At 57.0% G+C, this 20,733-nt stretch carries 22 protein-coding genes; 7 read left to right on the top strand and 15 right to left on the bottom strand.

Annotated features, from left to right (window positions below; translation table 11 throughout):
• Positions 1–81 precede the first annotated feature (81 nt).
• The 5 genes from B2590_RS08505 to B2590_RS08525 all read left to right on the top strand — a co-directional run bounded on the left by B2590_RS08505 (position 82) and on the right by B2590_RS08525 (position 2,791).
• Complete coding sequence (locus B2590_RS08505; protein WP_036206267.1) at positions 82–459, top strand: hypothetical protein; 378 nt, start codon at positions 82–84, stop codon at positions 457–459.
• Positions 460–569: 110 nt separating this feature from the next.
• Complete coding sequence (locus tag B2590_RS08510; RefSeq protein WP_286847923.1) at positions 570–908, top strand: hypothetical protein; 339 nt, start codon at positions 570–572, stop codon at positions 906–908.
• Between the two features lie 84 nt (positions 909–992).
• Positions 993–1,505, top strand: a complete 513-nt coding sequence (locus tag B2590_RS08515) for a DUF411 domain-containing protein (protein WP_081899269.1) — start codon at positions 993–995, stop codon at positions 1,503–1,505.
• 10 nt (positions 1,506–1,515) lie between these two features.
• Positions 1,516–2,370: a WD40/YVTN/BNR-like repeat-containing protein gene (locus B2590_RS08520; protein WP_036206261.1), complete on the top strand. Its 855-nt coding sequence runs from the start codon at positions 1,516–1,518 to the stop codon at positions 2,368–2,370.
• Complete coding sequence (locus tag B2590_RS08525; RefSeq protein ID WP_036206258.1) at positions 2,363–2,791, top strand: c-type cytochrome; 429 nt, start codon at positions 2,363–2,365, stop codon at positions 2,789–2,791. The genes B2590_RS08520 and B2590_RS08525 overlap by 8 nt, the downstream gene beginning before the upstream one ends.
• A gap of 64 nt (positions 2,792–2,855) precedes the next feature.
• On the opposite strand, the gene B2590_RS08530 is transcribed toward B2590_RS08525, so the two are convergent.
• Positions 2,856–4,568 (bottom strand): SulP family inorganic anion transporter, encoded by a 1,713-nt coding sequence (locus tag B2590_RS08530; protein WP_407070139.1) that lies wholly within the window; start codon positions 4,566–4,568, stop codon positions 2,856–2,858.
• Positions 4,569–4,643: 75 nt separating this feature from the next.
• On the bottom strand, positions 4,644–5,510 hold the full coding sequence (locus tag B2590_RS08535) for an MBL fold metallo-hydrolase (RefSeq protein WP_036206253.1): 867 nt from the start codon (positions 5,508–5,510) through the stop codon (positions 4,644–4,646).
• A 294-nt stretch (positions 5,511–5,804) separates the two neighbouring features.
• On the opposite strand from B2590_RS08535, the gene B2590_RS08540 reads away from it, so the two are divergent.
• The gene (locus B2590_RS08540) at positions 5,805–6,161 is read left to right on the top strand and encodes a YeeE/YedE family protein (RefSeq protein ID WP_348121335.1); all 357 of its coding nucleotides are present in this window, start codon (positions 5,805–5,807) and stop codon (positions 6,159–6,161) included.
• Positions 6,158–6,559 carry a DUF6691 family protein gene (locus tag B2590_RS08545; RefSeq protein ID WP_036206247.1) on the top strand — a complete coding sequence of 134 codons (402 nt, stop codon included), beginning with the start codon at positions 6,158–6,160 and terminating at the stop codon, positions 6,557–6,559. The genes B2590_RS08540 and B2590_RS08545 overlap by 4 nt, the downstream gene beginning before the upstream one ends.
• A gap of 104 nt (positions 6,560–6,663) precedes the next feature.
• Here B2590_RS08545 and B2590_RS08550 read toward each other — a convergent pair whose 3' ends face one another.
• The 13 genes from B2590_RS08550 to B2590_RS08615 form a co-directional block, all read right to left on the bottom strand.
• The gene (locus B2590_RS08550; RefSeq protein ID WP_036206245.1) at positions 6,664–8,028 is read right to left on the bottom strand and encodes an NADH-quinone oxidoreductase subunit N; all 1,365 of its coding nucleotides are present in this window, start codon (positions 8,026–8,028) and stop codon (positions 6,664–6,666) included.
• On the bottom strand, positions 8,028–9,497 hold the full coding sequence (locus tag B2590_RS08555) for a complex I subunit 4 family protein (protein WP_036206243.1): 1,470 nt from the start codon (positions 9,495–9,497) through the stop codon (positions 8,028–8,030). The genes B2590_RS08550 and B2590_RS08555 overlap by 1 nt, the downstream gene beginning before the upstream one ends.
• Before the next feature lie 15 nt (positions 9,498–9,512).
• Entirely contained in the window at positions 9,513–11,411 is a 1,899-nt protein-coding gene (locus B2590_RS08560) for an NADH-quinone oxidoreductase subunit L (protein ID WP_286811167.1), read from the bottom strand.
• Positions 11,408–11,719 (bottom strand): NADH-quinone oxidoreductase subunit NuoK, encoded by a 312-nt coding sequence (nuoK, locus tag B2590_RS08565; RefSeq protein WP_036206236.1) that lies wholly within the window; start codon positions 11,717–11,719, stop codon positions 11,408–11,410. The genes B2590_RS08560 and nuoK overlap by 4 nt, the downstream gene beginning before the upstream one ends.
• Positions 11,716–12,252, bottom strand: coding sequence for an NADH-quinone oxidoreductase subunit J (locus B2590_RS08570; protein WP_036206233.1), 537 nt, complete (start codon positions 12,250–12,252; stop codon positions 11,716–11,718). The genes nuoK and B2590_RS08570 overlap by 4 nt, the downstream gene beginning before the upstream one ends.
• Positions 12,252–13,148 (bottom strand): complex I subunit 1/NuoH family protein, encoded by an 897-nt coding sequence (locus tag B2590_RS08575; protein ID WP_036206231.1) that lies wholly within the window; start codon positions 13,146–13,148, stop codon positions 12,252–12,254. Before B2590_RS08575 ends, B2590_RS08570 begins: the two co-directional genes overlap by 1 nt.
• Positions 13,145–15,010 carry a heavy metal-binding domain-containing protein gene (locus B2590_RS19215; protein WP_221886043.1) on the bottom strand — a complete coding sequence of 622 codons (1,866 nt, stop codon included), beginning with the start codon at positions 15,008–15,010 and terminating at the stop codon, positions 13,145–13,147. Before B2590_RS19215 ends, B2590_RS08575 begins: the two co-directional genes overlap by 4 nt.
• Positions 15,007–15,369 (bottom strand): NADH-quinone oxidoreductase subunit A, encoded by a 363-nt coding sequence (locus B2590_RS08590; protein ID WP_036206228.1) that lies wholly within the window; start codon positions 15,367–15,369, stop codon positions 15,007–15,009. Before B2590_RS08590 ends, B2590_RS19215 begins: the two co-directional genes overlap by 4 nt.
• Before the next feature lie 80 nt (positions 15,370–15,449).
• The gene (locus B2590_RS08595; RefSeq protein WP_036206225.1) at positions 15,450–15,866 is read right to left on the bottom strand and encodes a hypothetical protein; all 417 of its coding nucleotides are present in this window, start codon (positions 15,864–15,866) and stop codon (positions 15,450–15,452) included.
• 102 nt (positions 15,867–15,968) lie between these two features.
• Positions 15,969–17,315: an APC family permease gene (locus B2590_RS08600; protein WP_036206222.1), complete on the bottom strand. Its 1,347-nt coding sequence runs from the start codon at positions 17,313–17,315 to the stop codon at positions 15,969–15,971.
• 129 nt (positions 17,316–17,444) lie between these two features.
• Positions 17,445–18,194, bottom strand: coding sequence for a copper resistance protein B (locus B2590_RS08605; protein ID WP_036206219.1), 750 nt, complete (start codon positions 18,192–18,194; stop codon positions 17,445–17,447).
• On the bottom strand, positions 18,191–20,014 hold the full coding sequence (locus B2590_RS08610; protein ID WP_036206918.1) for a copper resistance system multicopper oxidase: 1,824 nt from the start codon (positions 20,012–20,014) through the stop codon (positions 18,191–18,193). The genes B2590_RS08605 and B2590_RS08610 overlap by 4 nt, the downstream gene beginning before the upstream one ends.
• A gap of 87 nt (positions 20,015–20,101) precedes the next feature.
• Positions 20,102–20,629, bottom strand: coding sequence for a cupredoxin domain-containing protein (locus tag B2590_RS08615; protein ID WP_036206204.1), 528 nt, complete (start codon positions 20,627–20,629; stop codon positions 20,102–20,104).
• Positions 20,630–20,733: the final 104 nt, after the last annotated feature.

The raw sequence follows: 20,733 nt of genomic DNA on the forward strand, positions 1-20,733 counted from the left end.
GGTTTAAATGGGGGCTACTACACGATGTGGCAAAGATTGTGTCACAGCGTTCAAGATCGATAACTTGGTGCCCGACATTAAATGACCATAACGACACGCCAGATTTTCTCGTTGTTGCTGTCACTCATAATGGTGATAAGCACTCCGGCGTTGGCTGTTTCTGAAATGGCCGACGGTCAGATGGATGCGTCCATGATGGACTGCGGTTCCATGATGGCCGATGTGACCGGAGCCAACGGATCTGCTTCTGATGACGTGGCCAGTTGTTTCACAGGTTCAGATATGGCCTGTGCGGCCGCCAGCGGGCTGAACAGCTGTGGCGTCAGTATCGGTCTTTTGCCAACAGGCCTTAGCGGCCTGATCGATACCGGCTCCCAGCCGGTATTCAGTGCCCGTGAGGGCAGCTACCAATCCCCTTACCTGGCCTTTATCACCCCCCCTCCAGAACCCCGCTCCTGAGTCTTAACCCGAATTTTTGCCCATTGCGGCAATGTCATTAATGTTAATTCTTACAAGAAAGCCTCGTGTTCACACCTATTCGTCACGAGTCTTTAACTGGAGCAAATCAAATGCGCAATTCAAATATCAAGCTTTCGATTACAGCCGCCATTTTCGCCGGCAGTGTCGCGTTCTTCTCTGTTTTCGCCCATGCCGAAGGTAAAGGTGACGGCATGATGAACTCTGATTCCAGCGACAGCGGAATGATGTCCTCGAAAGATATGAAGGGAATGGATGGCATGAAGGGAATGAAAGGCATGGAAGGCATGGAAGGCATGGAAGGCATGATGTCCAACATGTCTGAAGAAGAACGCAAAGCCATGAAAAACATGAAAAAGGCCTGTATGAAGATGATGCAGAGCCATGGCGGCGATCACATGGACCGTGGCGAGAAGGATAAGGACGCTTAAGCCAACCAACACCCATTGCCCGGGGCAGCCAAGGCGACCCCGGGCCTTGCGCTGCCTGCTACCGAATCAAACCGAGGATTTACCATGAAGATGAAAAAATCCGCCCTGTATACGGGTGTCGCCGCCATCGTTCTCGTTGCCGGCGCAACCACGCTGGCAATGCTGGCCGATGAGTCTGCCGAGCCGTCAGCCGCAGTCGCGTCCACTGCAGAGGCTGGCACAGACATCACCATCTACAAGAGCCCCAATTGCAGTTGCTGTCAGTCCTGGGCTGAGCATCTTGCGACCAATGGCTTTGACACCAACATTGTTGAAACCGACAACCTTAGTGAGGTCAAACAAAAGTATGGGGTGCCCCGTGAAATGGCGTCCTGCCACACCGCGTTGATCGGTGATGTGGTGATCGAAGGGCATGTACCGGCGGATGATATTGTCGCCTACCTTGAAAAACCACAGTTCAATACCGTAGGACTTTCTGTGCCCGGGATGGTCCAGGGCAGTCCCGGCATGGAAACTGGCCGCAAGCAGGACTACAAGGTCATAGCCTTCAGTGCCAACGGACAGCAGAGTGTGTTCCGCGAATATACGGATTACTGAGGTCAGCGCCATGAATGCGTTCATTTATCGCCTGAAGTCCGCGCTCTCGTGTTTTGTCCTGGTCGCTCTGGCGGCTGTCATACCGGCACTGGCTCAAGCCCAGCCTGAGCTTGATGGCCAGCCAGTGAAGGCATTGACGAGTAGCTCATCAGGTGCTCTTCTCGTACTGCGGGATAGCGGCCTGTTCGCCATTGATGGCCACACTGCCACCGAGATTCCCCTGCCGCCATCTGATTCGGGTGCTCAGCCCACGTCTCTGGCAAAGGGAGCGGACGGCACCACCTACCTCGCCGGTCCGGGCCTGGGCGTATGGCGTTACAACAGCGGCAATGAAAGCTGGCAATCCCTCAACAACACATTGCCAGATCTCGAAGTTACTGCCATTGCGGCTCACGCCACCCAGCCGGAAACTGTTTACGCCTACCTTGGCGAGAAGGGTATGTTCCGGTCCAGGGACGGCGGCGCCGAATGGGCCAAAGTCGATGCGGGTCCGCAAGAGCCGGTGCAGGCATTCCTGCACTCGGACATGCCCGGCAGCATGGAGAGTGGCTGGCTTTTCGCCGGCACGACGCGCGGCGTTGCCCGCTCCATGGACTGTTTCTGCTTCTGGGGCGATGCGGGAGATCTGCGAGGTACCGTGTCTGCCATCAGCTATGATCCCGCCGCTCCGGAAAACGTCTATGCAGTCGTCGAGGGACAACTCCATCACAGTACTGATGGCGGCGAAACCTGGGCAAGCGTCAAGACACCCGGAACCGTGACGGCGCTGACTTTCTCACCAGCTCATGGTTTCGTAACAGCCGTTGAGGGCGGCAACCTGCTTGCCCTTGGCGACGACGGCGAATGGACGCCGGTGTATGAATAAGTGGATCGGCTTGCTGATTCTGTTCGTTGTGCCGACCGTTGCGATTGCTTCCGGCCAACCGGCGAGTACCGACCCTGCGCCCGCGAATGTGGCGCAGGGTCAACAAATTTATCAACAATACTGCGCCGCCTGCCATGGGCAGCAGGCTGAGGGTGCTGCCAACTGGAACAAACCGGATGAGAAAGGTGAAATGCCGCCACCGCCTCACGATGAAACCGGCCATACCTGGCGCCACAGCGACGCCATGCTGTTCAAGATGATCGCGAAGGGCTGGCGGCACCCCTTCAACAAAACCGATCGGCTGACCATGCCAGCGTTCGAAGACGCTCTCACTGAACAGGAAATTCAGTCAGTCATTGAATACCTGAAAACGCTCTGGACCGATGAACAAAGAACGTACCAGGCGACAGAGAGCCAATAGCAGGAAAACTGGCCTCCATGCGTTAACAAGAGGCTCCTTCGTTCTGCACCATTTTGAACTTGCTTCAGGATAGACAGAGTGTTTTCCAGGCGTCATACGTGCTCAGGAAAACCTGCCCCGTGAGTTCCTCACAGAAATGAGTCCGCCGCAGACCGTCCATCACAGGGCCTTTCACCTCACACATGTGCAGGCGTATATCCATAGCCTTGAGCCGGCCATTTATTGCCTCCAGGCTCTCAAGTGCTGAAGCGTCAATGGCATTTACCGCCTGACAAGCCAGAACCAGATTCTTCATCTTCGGTTGTTGAGAAGTCAGCGCCATGACGGTCTCTTCCAGATAGCGTGCGTTGGCGAAATAAAGACTTTCATCAACTCGCAGGACAACGGATTTCTCATCCGTTTCAACCGTGTGGCGCTCTACGTTTCTGAAATGCTCGGTACCCGGCACCCGGCCAACAATTGCACTGTGCGGACGACTGGTGCGATACAGATAAATCCCTATCGATAGACCCACACCGACCAGGATTCCGGCTTCGACGCCCTGAATCAGCGTAAGCACAATGGTTGCCAGCATCGCGGCGAAGTCCGCTTTTGAGTGATGAAAGGTGCGGCCAATGGCTTTTACGTCAATCAGAGTGCTCACTGCGATCATGATTGTGGCGGCCAGTGTCGCCTTTGGAAGAAAGGCGAGTATGCCGGTGAGTGAGAGCGTGGCAAGTGCAATCCCGACTGCGGTAAACATACCCGCAAGTGGCGTCCGGGCTCCGGCTTCAAAATTCACAACAGAGCGCGAAAAACCACCTGAGACCGGAGAGCCCCCGCTTACGCCTGAACCTATGTTCGCCAACCCCATCGCTATTAATTCAGAATTGGGGTCAATCCTCTGGCGCCTTTTAGCTGCAAGGGTCTGGGCAACGGACACTGATTCTACAAATCCAACCAAGCTGATCAGAACGGCTGCGGGGACCAGAGCTGCCCATATGCCGGGGTCCATGGAAGGTAAACGGATCTCCGGAAGCCCGCCTGGAACTTGCCCCACCAGATTGACTCCGGCACTCCCCAAGTTAAAGTGCCAGGCCGCTGCTGTTGTCACAATAACCGCTGACACGGGGGCGGCTTTCGCAACGATATCTGCCCCCCGGGGCGCCAGACCGAGCCCGACCAGTGCATTTTTCAGATATTGGCGACACAGAAACAGGTACAGGAGAGTGCCGGCTCCAATAGCAAACGTGATCAGGTTGAAAGAGCCAAACTGGCTGATCAGGTTTGCGCCCATTTCGATCAAATTGTGACCACCACCCTGTATACCGAGAATATGGCCAAGCTGACTGCCCGCAATAAGAATTCCGGAAGCGGTGACAAACCCAGAGATCACGGGGTGGCTCAGAAAATTTGCGATAAAACCAAGCCGCAAGACGCCCATGGCGAACAGAATCAGCCCCGACAGCGTAGCCAGTACAAGAGCGGCACCAACGTATTCGGGCGATCCTGTAACAGCAACGCCTCCTAACGCAGAGGCTGTCATCAGTGACGCCACTGCGACAGGACCAACAGCCAGCGTCGCACTGGTGCCGAATAAAGCGTAGACCACCAGCGGGATCATACTTGCATACAACCCAACTTCAGGCGGAAGCCCTGCCAACAGGGCGTAGGCCAGGGCCTGAGGAACAAGCATGAGTGTGACGATAACCGCCGCAAGGCCATCGCTTAGCAATGTATCTCCACGATAACCTTTCAGCCAATCAACAATTGGCAAATACGCCGCGATTCGCTTCACCGTCAACCTTCCACGGTCGTCAGAGTCTTCGCTCTAGTGGTTTCTCCAAACATTTGCGCCCTTCCAGACCTTTGTTTAAAACCGGTTTAGCGGAATTTTCAGGTACACCTGTCCGTTATCCTCGGAGGGGGGAAGGTGCCCCGCCCTCATGTTGACCTGAACGGCCGGTAGTATCAGTCGGGGCATTCCGAGCTTGGCGTCACGCTCTGAGCGAAAAACAACAAACTCGTCTTCACTGATATCGTTGCCCACATGGATGTTGCTGGAACGTTGCTCGGCGACGGTCGTCTCATGAATAAACTCATCGCGCCCCGCCGCTTTGTAGTCATGGCATAGGAAAACGCGGGTTTCTCCGGGAAGCGCCAGGACTTTCTGAATGGAGTGGTAAAGGGTATGGGCGTCGCCCCCTGGAAAATCGCAACGGGCGGTCCCGGCATCCGGCGCAAAGAGTGTGTCGCCGACGAAGGCTGCATCTCCGATGACGTACGTCAGGCAAGCCGGAGTATGTCCCGGCGTGTGAAGAACGCTCGCCTCAAGATTTCCGATCATGAACGTGTCGCCCTCCTTGAACAGACGGTCGAACTGGCTGCCATCCCGAGCGAAATCTGTTCCGGCATTGAAAGCTTTGCCAAACACCTCCTGAACGACAGCGATCTTTTCACCAATGCCTGTTTTTCCACCGAGACGCTCATGGAGGTAGGGTGCAGCAGACAGGTGGTCAGCGTGCACGTGGGTTTCCAAAACCCATTCCACACTCAGGTCATTGCTTTGAACGTACTCAATAATTTTGTCAGCGGAGCGGACATCGGTCCGGCCCGCGGCATAGTCGAAATCCAGCACAGAATCGATGATCGCGCAGGCCGAACTATCAGGATCCCGAACGATGTAGCTGAATGTGTTTGTAGGCTCGTCAAAGAAATGCGTGACTAGCGGATGTTGCATGGCGTCACCCTCGTCGCAAAGAGAATTGATCAGATTTCAACGTATCAGGTTTTATGTTATAACGATAGCGTTAACAGCTATATTAAATAACTGAGATTATAGGTTGCAACAATCTCGTGGTATGTCTCCGTTAGGTGGAGACGACACACTGTCCACCGGGCAAATCGTGGCATTTGAAGAGGTATAGAAATGGACTGGAGCTCTTTTACTCAAGGTGCCTTCGGAGGTCTTTTAATAGGCTTGTCCGCAGTGATGCTTATGGTCACGTTGGGACGTATTGCAGGCATCAGTGGGATGGTATCAGGTCTGATCTTTGATCGGTTTACTGCGGAGTCTGCCTGGCGACTGGCGTTTGTGCTGGGCCTTGTCAGCGGGCCTCTGTTGTTGGTTGTCCTGAACGGCTCGCTTGGAAATGTGGCGGGCAATCCGGAAGCCGTGGTCGGCGCGCCCATCGGTGGCGTGCCGCTGATGGTCGCGGCTGGTTTGCTGGTGGGCTTGGGGTCTGGTATCGGCAACGGTTGCACCAGTGGGCATGGTGTTTGTGGTATCGCCAGGCTATCCCCCAGATCCATGCTGGCAACGCTGGTTTTCCTCCTGACGGGTGTTGTAACCGTCTACGTCGTCAGACTCATGACAGGACACTCTTTATGAAACTGATTTTTGGTTACCTGGCTGGTTTGTTGTTTGGCCTGGGTCTGGCTATCGGCGGTATGACTGACCCCCATCGTGTTCAGGGGTTTCTCGACGTCTTTGGTAACTGGGACCCAACGCTCATATTTGTTATGGGCGGAGCGGTGATAACAACGTTTATCGGCTACCGATTGGTGTTCCGTCGTCAGGGCCCTCTTTTCGCAGAAACGTTTATCGTGCCCACACGTCGTGATATTGATACCCGTTTATTGATTGGTGCCGCTGTGTTTGGGATAGGCTGGGGTCTATCAGGTTATTGTCCGGGCCCAGCCTTTGCGTCAATAAGCGGTATAACCTGGCCTCTCGTGGCGTTATTGCTGTCGATGGTCGTCGGTTGGTGGTTGGCTCGCCGAGTCTGAGGTAGCGCAGCATAGTTTGTCTGCTGGGGTAAGATGGCGATTTCTTGACCACGTCAGCGTTCGGCGGCTTTCTCGCATGGATGCCGAACACAACACTAGGCACATCATACGATGTCGCGAACAATCATAAACTGGGCACCCAGTCCGATGATGAATGTGGCTGCAACCGTCGCAAACACCACGAATCCCAGCCATGCATCAAGCTCAACGGATGCAGAATCCCCTCCCCTGTACATCGGCACAACAATGCGCAGATACACTGCCAGCGACAGTGCACTATTGATGATCGCCACCACCGCCAGCCATGTGAACTGGACGTCAATGGCTGCCGCAAACAGAAGGAACTTGCCGACGAAACCTGCCAGTGGCGGAATGCCCACCAATGACAGCAGGAAGACTACCATTGCGATGGCAATCAAAGGCCGCGACCGGCCCAGCCCGCTAAAATCGTTCAGAGTGCGCCCGGCTATGGCGGCAACCGCGAAAGCGCCCAGGTTCATAGCCGCATAGGCAGCGGCGAACAGAATGATCGATGGTAAGGCCAGCTCACTGGAGCCCACCGCGAGGATGCCCAGCAGGAAATAGCCGGACTGGGCAATCGACGAATAGGCCAGCAGCCGGATGACGTTATCCTGCACCAGTGCCGCAAGATAGCCATAGGTCATGCTCAGCACGGCCAGCCCCGCCATGACCGCAGCCCAGCCGGTTTCCGGTGGCAGGTGACGAACCACCTGAGTGAGCGCAAACAGGGCGCCAATCTTGGGCACGACGGATAGGTAGGCGGCAATCGACAGTGGCGCGCCCTCGTAGGCGTCGGGTGCCCAGAAGTGGAACGGAACCAGTGATGCCTTGTAGCCCAGGCCCACTACCACAGCCACGAACCCGAGAATAACGGCCAGCGGCATGGTATCCATGGACGGCAGATCGGCGATCAGCGTAGAGCCGGAGGCACCGAACCAGTAGCTCAAACCGAAAATCATGATGGCAGTGGTGACGGAAGCGAACACAAAGAATTTCATCGCCGCTTCGGTCGCCGGGTCCGTATCCGGGTAGGCAACCAGGGCGAAGGTGGCCAGGCCAGTCAGCAACGCACCCAGCACCAGAAACATGGTGTCCCCTGCCCCCGCCAGTACCAGGGCACCCAGCGTTGAAAAAATCAGCAGACTGTAAACCGTACCCTCGCGGGCGCTGCCCCGGACATCCACCCGCGCCAACAGCATCGAGAGCACCGTAGCTGGTAGCAGGATAAGCTTGGCCCAGATGCTTAACGTATCGATGCGGAAACTGCCGCCAAATACCGTTGTGTCTGTGCCGAGCAGGCGCAGGGTCAGCCCGGTGCCAACGACCAGGCCGATGACGGCAATGATCAGCGAAATCCGGGGTTGTCGCAGCATTTCCGCGATCAGGGCACCAACAGCCGTCAACAGAACGGCAATTTCCGGAATGATTAATGCGAGATCTCGACCCATTACAGCACCAGTGCCGATGTCGTCCGGTGAATGACGTCCAGCACCCAGGACGGCGCCACGCCAGTGGCAACGGTGAGCACCAGCAGGGGCGCCACCGCAAGAATTTCGCGCGGGCTCAGATCCGGCATTTTATTCCAGCGATCCCGGGGCTCACCCAGAAAGGTTTCGCGCAGGGCCTTGAGAAAGGTCCCGGCGATAATGGCAATCCCCAGAATCACCACAACCGCGACAGGAGTGGTGCCCAGAGTCGCGAGGAATATCTGGAACTCCGCCGGGAAGTGCGCGAGGCCTGGAAGCCCCAGAGACGCAAAAGCCGCCAGCACAAAGAACCAGCCAAGCAGTGGAACCGTTTTAAGCAGGCCGCCAAACTCGTTCATTTCCCGGGTATGGGCGCGCTCCTGAATCATGCCTACCAGCAGGAACAGGGCCCCCGTGACCAGGCCGTGGCTGAACATCTGCAGCACGGCTCCATCCAGCGCGACGGCACGCACCGACGGGTCCAGAGTCAGTGCGGCAACGGCAACGCCGACAATGACGTAGCCCATGTGGTTGATTGAGGTATAGGCCACCAGGCGCTTGAGATCAGTTTGTGCCAGGGCGGCAAAGGCACCGTAGATTGCGCTGACGACACCGAAAAACAAAACAACGATGCCGGCATCGCGGAGGGCGTCAGGGGTCATTTGCAGGGCGAACCGCACCAGCCCGTATGTGCCGAACTTCAGCATGATACCCGCCAGGATGACGCTACCAACGGTCGGTGCCTGCACGTGTGCCGCAGGCAACCAGGTATGCAGGGGTATCGCAGGAATCTTGACCGCGAAGGTAATCAGCATGGCGATCAACGCCCACATGGCCGCCGCCCCCTCGAGGGGCGGGTTGGCAATCCACGCCCGCATATCGAAGGTGGGGTCGGGGCTGCCGAGGTAAAGCCCCAGAATCGCGAGTAACAGTGGCAGGCTGCCCAACAGGGTGTAGATAAAGAACATCAGGGCGGCCCGCTGCCGGTCTTCATGTCCCCATCCGGCAATCATGAAATACATCGACACCAGGGAAACTTCGAAGAAGACGTAGAACAGAATGCCGTCCAGGGCTGTAAAAGTACCGATTGCAGCGGTTTCCAGAAGCAGGATCAGAGCTACGTAGGCACGTGGTCGGTCGCGAAGCGATGACGCGTAGATCAGAGAAACCAGGAAAAGCACAGCACTCAGCAGCACCAGCGGCAGGCTGATGCCATCAACCCCGACCCGGTAGGCGGCGCCAATGGCCGGCATCCATACCAGCTCTTCGACCTGGGAAAAGCCGTCACCACTCACGCCCTGAAGCCACATGGCCAGAGCGCCGACCAGGGTCAGGGCGGCACTGGCGATCGCTATGCTGTGCACCGTCCGTGCCGTCGGCTTCGGCAAACACAGAATCAACACAGCGCCGACGAGTGGCAAAAACAGGGTCAGAGATACGAGTGGTAACATGAGTACAGGGTTCCTTTAGACACTCAGTGAAGCTGAAAACAGGATGGCCAGGAGCACAGCGGTGGCTACGGCGCTGATCGCCAGGCTGTGATGGATCAGGCCGCTTTGCAGGGTTCTCGCCCGCGCGCCGAGGTCCCGCACACCGGACACCAGGGCGAAAATCAGGCCGTCGATACCACGCTCATCCCCGCCCCGAACCCAGCGACCCACCGCCAGATTGGCGCGGCCGACGCCAAGCACGGCCAGATACAAACGTTGTTCCAGTCGCTCGCCCCCACGGGCAATGCTGAGAGCTGTATGACCAATGGCAAGCGCGGCCGCGTACAGATGATCCTCCAGACGGTCACAGCCTCGGGCAACAGCCATTGCGGGCCGGCCTATCCAGGCGGTAAGCCCGCCCGCAACTTCCAAACCCGATTCTGCCCATTGATGGGCAGGTCCAAGCAGGCGCTGGACCGGCACCAGCCAGCCCAGGGCCAGCCCGACCAATGCGGCGACCAGCCCGAGCACTATGGCGACGGTACCTGCGGTTTCCGGAGCGGGCAGATCAAGTATTGTTTCCAGGGGACCAAAGGCCAGACCCAGGCCAGCGGCGGGAATTGCCAGCCCCCAGATGCCAGCGCGCATCCAGCCAGTACCTTCTACCGACCGGCTGTCGCCCGTGCTCTGCCAGAGCACCCGTAGAGCCCGGGCCACATAGGCGCCGGTAAGTAGAGTGCCCGCCAGGGCCAGAGGGCCGAGCCAGGCGGCGCCTTGCCCCGACAGCGCGGCAGCAATTACCGCATCCTTGGAAAAGAACCCGCTCAGCGGTGGAATGCCCGCCAGTGCCAGCGCTGCCAGCGCAAAGCCGGCAAAGGCCCAGGGCCTGGCGCGGCCAACGCCTTTCAACTGATCAAAAGCGGTACCCTCGCGGGCATGTTGAAAGTCACCGGCAGTAAGAAACAGGGTGCTTTTAATGGCAGCATGGGCGAGAAGGTGCAACAGCGCGGCTGTCGGAACCCCGGCGCCCACTGCAATCAGCATCAGGCCGTACTGACTGGCCGTGGAAGCCGCCAGCAGGCGTTTGAGATCACGTTCGGCAAGCGCAATCACCCCGGCCGCCACCGTGGTGATACCACCCACAAGCCCTATAGCGAAAAGCGCTTCAGGACTCAGCAGCGTCGCAGACCGGATCAGCAGAATGGCGCCCGCCGCCACCAGCGTGGCCGAGTGCAGCAGCGCCGAGACCGGTGTCGGGCCGGCCATGGCGCGCATCAGCCAGTCCTGCAGGGGAACCTGGGCCGACTTACCCATGGCCGCCAGCAATAACAGCAGGCCGGCGGCGGTCGAGGCGCTACCGCCAACTTCCAGAGAGGCGGCGATCTCACTGGTACCTGACGACCCGATGAGTATGAATATCGCCACATAAAGCCCGAGATCGGCGCTGCGGGTATAGAGAAAAGCACGGCTGGCTGCGTTTGCGGCTTCCGGCCGCTGGAACCAGAAGCCGATCAGCAGGTAACTGCAGAGGCCGATGAGTTCCCAGGCCGCCAACAACAGAACCCAGTCGCCAGCCAGCACCAACGCCTGCATCGCCGCCAGGAACAGCGACATTACGGCATAAAAGCGCGCCTGGCCGGACTCCCGCTTCATATAGCCGATGGCATAAACCAGAACGAAGGTTCCGACCGTGGCCACTGCCACACTCAGCAGTGCCGTCATCGGACCCGCAACCAGGCGCAAGGGCATGTCGGGCAGCCCGGGTAGAAGCAGGGTTTCGGCCTGGCCGTCAAGGGCTCCGGCCAGCAGCCGGACACCGCCTGCCAGGCTGAGCGTCGCGCCAGCCAGGGCCAGCGCAGCGCTGCCACGGCGCAGTATCAACACGGCCAGGGTGACGATCAGCGGCGGCAGTATCGGCAGAAGTACTGCACTCATCCTTTCAGGTCCTCCGCTTCTTCCATCTCGACCGAGCCCTTGGCCCGGAAACGCGCAATGGCAACGCCAAAGCCGACCGCCATCTCCAATGCCATAACCGTCATCACCACCAGCACAAACATCTGGCCGGAATAGGCTTCCGGATGCAGAAAGCGCCAGAAAGCCACCAGATTCACCATGGCGCCTGCCAGCATCAGCTCCACGCCCATCATGATCATCACCAGATTGGTCTGTGACAGAGCTCCATAGACTCCGATACCGAACAGGATGGCGCCGGTCACAAGCGCCAATATCAGAATCATGGTCATTCCGATGCCTCCTTGCCGTCTTTACTCGCCAGCTTTTTCACCGGTATTGACACCGCAGTGGCCGCGATCATTGCGGTCAGGATGGTGATGCCGGCGGTTTCGAAGATCATCATTGAGCGTCCCAGCAGTTCCATGCCCAACGCCCGTGTCTGCGCTTGCGCGTCCACCACCTGCTCCGCTGCGGGGCCCCAGTCGGACAGCAGCGCAACGGCGATGGCGACAACGGCGGCACTCACCCCGGCACCTATCGAGAAGCGCTTCTGGTGGCTCATATCCATACCGCCAAGCCCGCCGGGATCCATCATGAACATCACCATGAAGATGGCCATGATGCTCATCTCGGTGGCCATCATCATGATCTGCAGCACGCCCAGGAATTCGGTTTGCATCGCCAGGAACAGGCAGCCGACGGCGGTCATCGAAAACAGCAGTGCCAGTGCGGAACGCATCATGGACGAGGTGCGAAACACCACCACGCCGAAGCCAATGGCAGCCAGCCCGAAAACGGCAACGAAAAAAGCCTGTGCATACATCAGGGAACCACCAGAATCAGTAAGCCGACAATAATGATATTGAGCAGTGCGAGGGGAATACCCAGGACCCAGCACCACCGCATCAGATTCGCCTCGCGGATGCGTGGCAGATAGTGGCCGACGAGCAGCATCGACACGGCCACGGCCAGGGTCTTGATCAGGCTCCAGGCCGAGGGCGGCAGCAGCGGCCCATGCCAGCCGCCGAGATAGAACACCGTGGTCGCGGAGGCCAGCGTAACCACCAGCGTCAGCCGGGCAAGGCGAAGCACCGCCAGGCGTACCCCGGTATACTCAGCGTCGACACCGCCGCCAAGCTCCCCCTCTGCAGAAGGCAGGTCGAAAGGGGCGCGGAATGCCAGTGCCATGGCCGCAATATAAAACAGCACGAAGCCCAGGGGCTGGTAGACGATGTTCCATAGACCCGCTTGGGAGCCAACGATCGCAGTGTTTACCAGGGATTCGGCACGCATGGCCACGGCCGTGATCGGCATGACAATCAGCATGGAATAGGCAATAAGCTGGCCCAGAAAGCGCCAGCCACCGATCATCGCGTAGGCTCCATCCGGCCCCCAACCCGCCATGATCACCGCGACGAGCACGTAGGCCAGGGCCGCGTTCACAAACAGTGCGCCAGTGCCAAGGTCCGCAATGATCAGGTCCGGCGCCAGCGGCAGGACTGCCATACCGAGCACGGCGACAACCAAAAGAAGCACGGGCGCGGCCTCGAAGAAGACCCGGTCTGGTGAGCGCGGTACTATGGACTCACGGCCGAGGTGAGCCAGGCCGCGAAACAGAGGCGCGGCCGGGCTCAGGCGACCAGTCGCCATCCAGCCCTCAACCACAGCCAGCAGCCAGGCGCTGCCAAGCAGCGCGAGCAAAACAATAGCGACGGTCACGAAGTCACCTCCCAGGGCGAAAGGTCCAGTGACCCGACTGCCAGCAGCGCATCGCCCAGTTCCTGGCCCTCGACAAGCTTAGGGACCAGGCCGATATGCTGACTACAGGCGGTGTCCAGCTTGTATGACTTAACATGGCCGCGCTCCAGTTTCAGACTTAGCCGGGCCTCGCCGCGCGGAGTGTCAACGGTGGCCTCACCGGTTCCTGACACATCGCCAACGTCGCGCAGAACCGGCAGCGCCGGTTCCCCGCCCGACTTTATAAGGCCAAGGCTGGCGGAAATTTCGGCCAGGCGTTGCCTCAGGCGCGCCCAGGCATCTCCACCTTCATCCGCAGCACGCGCTACGGGCCCGCGCAGGTCAGAAGATTCCGTTGGCAGCAGGCCGATACCCTTAAGCCGTGATTTGAGTAAAGGCGTTCGCTCAAGGCGGGTTCCCAATGTGCGCAGCGCTGGCTCCAGGGCAGCAAGACTGTCCCTGTTAGCCTCTCTGACTTGCAGTTGCAGAGTTGCGGCCCGTTGCGTCAGCCAGGCAAAGCCGAGCTGGCGCCCTAACTGAGCCAGCCAGCCAAGGTGACTGGCGATGCGCTCACGCTCAAGGGCGCCGGTGCGAGCACCGGCGTTTGCCGAATCGCCCTCCAGCCCTGCCGCTTGCTCTATTGCCAGACAGACTAAAAGACGGTAGCTCACCGGTGCCAGTGGAATTGCGGCTGACAGATACCCAATGAAGGTCTCAGCATCCATCTCTTCACTTTCTTCAATATTCTCACCTTCGTTGGTCACCCCCACCAGGGAGGTCGCCTGCCCTTCGGTCACACCGTCGCCGTCGAGCGTGAGCGTCAACTTCAGTCCGCCGGGCAAGCCGGGGAAGACCGGACCGAACGGCACCTCAAGCCAGTCCATCTGCAGGCCATCGGCACTGCGTGGCAGATCCTTGGTGACTTCAATCATCGACATGAATCCCGAGGCGCCATGATCGTGGCCACCGTGATCGTGGCCACCGTGATCGTGCCCTCCATGCTCATGCCCACTGTGATCATGCTCACCGTGATCATGGCTGGAATGTTCATGTTCTGAGTGTGCCTCATCTTCCCCGTCCTCGCGGACTACCAGGTCCATACCGCACTTGGGGCAACTGCCAGGCTCGTCCCGAACAATTTCGGGGTGCATGGGGCAGGTATATTCGGTCGCGGCATTTTCGTGAGCGTGTTCCTGTTGGTGTTCGTTACTGTCGTCGTGGTCGTGGTCTTGGCACTGCTGTTCGTGATCATGGCGATGTTCATGATCGTGGCCGCCTTCAGGAGTCTGCTCCCCCGCTTCGCGTGCTACCAGATCCATGCCACATTTGGGGCAACTGCCCGGCTCGTCTTCGACAACTTCCGGGTGCATAGGGCAGACGTACTCGATTTTGACGTGCAGGACGGAGGCATCAAAATCCTCCGCTGAAGTAGCGAAGGCACCTTCCGCCAGTGCCCGCTTCAGCCGCCCAACCGCGTCGGCCAGTGCCTTTTGCGACAGACCCGCTGATACATCAGCATCCGGAAAAGACGATGGCGTCTTGCCGCCAAGCATGAGAATAGTGCGGGGCCGGGGCATCTGCGCATAAAGCACCGTTGCAACCTCGCCCATTTTTTCTGAAAGCCCGCCGACGATCAGAAGCACATTCGCATCACGGGGTGAGGCGCTGACACGCATGCCGGTGGCACTCACATTCAAGCCATGCGCCAGAGCGACATCCTGTCCCGGGACGATGAGACAACTCAGGTCACGCGCAAATGCACGGGAAACCCACTTCTGAAGAGCGGCAAACCGTGTCTGCCTCTGACGCGAACCTGTGGTGTTAATGGGATGATCAGAAGTCATTGACGCCTCAATGCCCCCTGACTCCAGCCATAAAGCAGGCCCAGAAAGAGGATGGCAAGAAATACGCCCATATCATACAAAGCAACCAGCCCTACTTCTTTGTACACGACGGCCCATGGGTACATGAACGCCATTTCCATATCGAAGGCCAGGAACAACAATGCGTAACCGTAGTAACGCGCGTGATAGCGCCCCCACACCGGATCCCGCGACAGCACACCGGAGCTTGCCGGCACATCCTTGCCCGGCTCCCCGCGCGCAGAGCCCATCACGCGCACAAACCCGTAAAGGCCCAGGATGGTAGCCACGATGCCGACCACCAGGGCAAGTAAAAGACTATACAGTTCCAAAAAACTCATTATCCAATCCTCGGATCGAGCAACCAAATAGCCCCTCACTCTCTTGCCAGGATGCCCGATGAAAATAATTCCCGGGTACCCTACTCCAGTCCGTGATGCTTCCCTTCGTATAATTTAACATTCCTGATCTCGCCTCCCTCATTGACCAATTCGAAATTATTGCCAGACAAAGGCTTTATCTTGTTACAGGAATAGTTGCGACCGTAGACAGATGTGCAAAATTTACCGTCTTTCACCTCCCATCTTCCAATATAATGGGTAAGGTTTCCCTGTTGTTCACGATACTTGGTCATTCCATAGATCGACCCATCGGGATCATAGTACTCATGAAAGGTTCGAGTGCGAAAATTGTCTTGGGCATCCCGAAATACCATTTGCACCGTGTTTCCGACGACGACATTGGCAACATCTTCGCCCGAGAGAATCTCATCAGCCTGTAAATATGGCGCTTGTAAAAACAACAAAAACACGAATAGTCTAAAGCTATTTGCTTTCATCCTGATCCCTCCCGCTTTCGTTCAACAATTGGTGTCACATCAACGCTGGCGTCTAGTCCTATCACAGGGTTACAAAAAGCTCAACGATCCAGTTATCGCCGATTAGTGGTGATCACGGACATGCGATTCTTCATGTTCCGAGCGCAGAAACTTCTTCAGAAAAATATGCTCTGCTGCGACGATAACAATCATCGTAATTACCGCCACGCCAATAACAAACGGATCACTATTCAGTTTGACCCAGACGAAACCCACGAGTACGAGCAAATCCAGGACGATAGCAATCGCTGGCACCCACGCCTTTGCCTTCACATCGTCGCGCAAATGACAAAGAACTCCCCAGTGAATGGCAATATCCATTACCAAATAGAACACAATGCCCAGAGCGGCAATCCGTGAGAGGTCAAAAAACGCCGTCAGAACGAGCCCGAGAACCACCGTGTAAACCAACGTGTGCTTCTGGATACTGCCAGGCATACCGAAATGACGGTGAGGAACCAGCTTCATTTCAGTCAGCATGGCCAACATACGCGAGACGGCGAAAATGCTGGCCAGAATGCCACCGGCGGTGGCCGTCATAGCAATCGCCACCGTGAACCAGACCGCATACTCGCCCAACGCCGGACGCGCTGCGGCCGCAAGCGAATAGTTCTGCGTTTCAATGATTTCACCCAGCGACAGATTGCTGGCAACCGCAAAACCCACCAGGGTATAAATCACTACGCAGGCCGCGATGGAAATAATGATCGCCCGCCCCACATTCCGTTTGGGGTCGATTACCTCGGAGCCACTGTTGGTAATCGTGGTAAAACCCTTGAAGGCCAGTATTCCCAGCGCCGTCGCACCCAGAAAATTACCCGTTGCTCCGGCTTCGCCCGTGCCTGAAAAGTCTACTGCGAGGTTATCAGTAATCCAGATACCCACAATTCCGAAAATCAGTATGCCTCCAATCTTTAACACGCCTATGAAAGACGCTACGCTCTGAATCATCCGGTTGCCGAGTAGATTGATCAGAAACGCTGCCATAATGAGGGCTACGCCAAGAATCGGCACCATTCGGCCGCTTTCATCGCCACCGAACAGTTGCATGGTGTAAGATCCAAAGGTTCGGGCCAGGAAGCTCTGGGCAATTACCATCGAGAAGTACATCAGCAACGCGTTGAAAGCCGTCGGCAACCGATCACCGTATGCTTTGTGCAAGTACATACCGATACCGCCGGCGGAGGGGTATGCATTTGAAATCTTGATGTAGGAATAGGAGCTGAAACTGACGATTATCGCCGCGGCCAGAAACGCCAATGGAAACAGAGTGCCCGTCATCTGTGCCATCTGCCCGGTCAAAGCGAAGATACCGGCACCAATCATCACCCCGGTACCCAGCATAACGGTTCCCGTGAGTGTGAGACTCCCCTCCTGATAGCGAGTGGTTCGGTCCTGCTCCCTGCTCATTCGCTCTCCTGATACTCTTATTCAAAAACCTGACATGCCACCGAAATCTGACGGGGCATTTCGAACATTTGACCTACATCAAATCCTGAAAAAAAAGCCAGGGGAAGACCCTGGCCCAAGACACCACGGTCAGAACACGATACGAGCACCAATCACGGCAAACCAGTCTTCTCTACCACCGCCGTCTGCCTGCGCAAAGTCCGCCGTATCACCATACTTACGCTCATGCACCACGCCCAAGTATGGCGAGAATGCCCGGTCAACCAGATCATAACGCACCCTGAGGCCGGTTTCCGTGGAAACCAGCCCTTTACCAACGCCAATTTCACGATCCTCACTGAATGCGACCGTCGCATCCAGTGTCGCCCCGAGGATCCAATAATTGGTGAGTAATAATTCATACTCCGCATCCAGCTCAGCGGACGTCTCACCTTCATTGCTCACATACAGATTTGCATCGATCTCAAACCATTGGGGTGCCAGCCCGGCGACACCGAGAACGGCATACGTACGGTCCGGCCCTTCGGGCGTATCGAAACGCACACCCGCTTTGGCGTCGAAAAACCTGGAGATGGGGATCTGGCCGACCAACTGGTTTTCCAGTGTTTCGTAGGCCTGCTCCTCGATCTCGTACTCCCCGGTTGTGAGCAAGCGGACTTTAAACTCGTCGGTGCCATAAAAAGCATCCGCGTTCCAGACGCCCAGTTCCTCGTTATCGTCGCTGTAGCGGTATTCAAACTCCTCGAACTGAACACCCCAGGTTTTGAGCGGCTGCTTGCGAGCAGTGGTGTCGGAGATCATTTCCTGAGCTGTCACCGCCGTTGAGAAACCAGCAGAGGCAAGGAAACTGACCGCGACAAGTGATCGAATACAGCTCATGCCTCACCTCCATCTTCAGCAATCACGTCTGTTTTGGCCTGCGGCGACTCTGGCCCACCTTCAACAATCACCTTACGGAACATACCAGCGGCCGCGTGGTAGGACAGGTGACAGTGGAACGCCCACTGGCCTGGCTCATCAACCTCGGTTTCCATGTACACCGTAGTGCCCGGGTTCACGCTAACGGTGTGCTTGATCGGGTTCCACTGGCCTGCGCCAACATCAAGGATGGACCACATACCGTGCAGGTGCATGGGGTGAGTCATCATGGTTTCGTTGACAAATTTGAAGCGGACCCGCTCACCGTATTTGAGACGAATCGGATCGGCGTCTTCATACTTGACGCCATTAATGCTCCAGGTGTAACGCTCCATATTGCCGGTCAGGCGAAGCTCGATCTCCCGGGTCGGTTCGCGGTCTTCATACAAAGGATCCTGAGCCTTGAGGTCAGCGTAAGACAGGAATTTACCGCCATTAGCAGCTTTGGGCATGAGGCCACTGCCCTTGGCGTAGAAAGGATCGTTTGCTTCTTCTTTCCCCATCGCCATGGAACCATGGTCCATGCCAGACATGCCGGACATGCCAGACATGCCCGAATGATCCATATCTTTCATGCTGGAATGATCCATACCTTCCATATTGGAATGATCCATGCTGTCCATGTTGGAGTGGTCCATCCCCTCCATCGAGGAATGATCCATCCCGGACATGTCACCCGAGTCACCCATATCCATGTTTCCGTGATCCATGCCTGCCATGCTGCCATGGTCCATGCCAGGCATGCCCCCCATATCAGCCATGGTCAGGCGCGCTGGTTCACGCATTGGTGGCACGGACCCTTCCATACCCATTTCGGGGGCCAGCGTAGCCCTTGCATAGCCTGACCGTCCCATGGATTCAGCAAAAATGGTATAAGCCTGCTCATCTTTCGGGCGCACGATCACATCGTAGGTTTCCGCTACACCGATCCGGAACTCGTCCACACTGACCGGCTGAACATTGTTGCCGTCAGCCTGGACAACCGTCATGTCCAGACCGGGAATCCGGATGTCGAAGTAGGTCATCGCAGAGGAGTTGATGAATCGCAGCCGGATCCGCTCACCCGGCTCAAAGAGTCCGGTCCAGTTCTGGTCCGGCCCTTTGCCATTGATCAGGCCCGTAAAGCCATGCACGTCTTCGACGTCTGCTTTCATCATGCGCATGCCACCCCAGGCCATGCGATCCCGAACTGTGTTCATAAAACCGTTCTCGGACACATCCGAGAAAAACTCGCCCACGGTCTGCTGATCGCGGTTGTAATAATCAGTCATCATTTTCAGGTTGCGCATGATGCGATCACCGGAATGCGGGTGTTTGTCGGTCAATTGGACGACGTATTCGCGGTCGTAACGGAACGGTTCACGCCCCTCGGGTTCGATAACGATGGAACCGTAGGCGCCATCCGGCTCCTGAAAACCAGAGTGGCTGTGGAACCAGTAGGTGCCCGCTTGCTGGATGGGAAATTCGTAAGTAAAGGTTTCACCCGGCTTGATGCCCGGGAAACTGATACCTGGTACTCCGTCCTGATCGAAAGGAAGGATCAGACCGTGCCAGTGAATGGACGTCATCTCATCCAGATTGTTGGTCACGTTGATCCTGACGTTTTCGCCTTCCTTGAAGCGCATCACCGGTCCCGGAGATGCGCCGTTGTATCCAATACCTTCCTTCACGAAATCGCCGGTATCAATTTTTACCCGGTCGACCGTAAGGTCGTACTCACCGGCCAAAACCATGGCTGGCATCAGCAGGCTCAAAAATCCTGTCAAAAAGCGTGTTTTCATCTGTTTTGCTCCAAACTGCATTTCGTTGGAGCTGGGCTGGGAAGCCATCACCAGCCCCTGCATTCGTTCGGTACTCAGCGCACTGTATTATTCGAAATTTACGTCACCGTACATTCCTGACTCGTAATGGCCTGGCACGTTACAGGCAAACTCAATGTCACCTTTTTCCGTAAACTTCCACACAACTTCCTTGCTCTGCCCGGGCTCAAGCAACACGCTGTTGGGGTCATCATGCTTCATGGTCTTACCATTGCCCATGTCCATGCTCATCATGTCCTGGTTGAGCTTGCCGCCCTGAATCACACCATGCTCGACCATCATCATCATTTCTTTCTGATGGCCTTCGTGCATGGAGGGGGTGCCAATATTGAACTCGTGAACGAGACTACCTTCGTTCTTCACCACAAAGCGCACGGTTTCGCCGGGCTCAACAGTGATTTCTTCCGGCTCGTAGTAATTATCGTACATTTCCACCGTGATAGTGCGACTGGCTTCGGAGGCTTTACCCGGTTCGCCGCTGCTGGCGCCATGGCCACCGCCATGAGCACCACCGGCGAGGGTCACTGCCGACATCGACATGGCGGCGGCTGCAACAATCAACTTGGATGCGTTCATCTTGTCTTCTCCTTTGTCATACTGACCGGCAAAGCCGGCGCTGGTTAGCCCTGAACATAGAGCAATGCCAAAATAGGAAGAACACCATCGCGCACTAACCTGAA

Source organism: Marinobacter sp. UBA3604, from assembly GCF_002375325.1.
Taxonomy (GTDB): domain Bacteria; phylum Pseudomonadota; class Gammaproteobacteria; order Pseudomonadales; family Oleiphilaceae; genus Marinobacter; species Marinobacter salarius.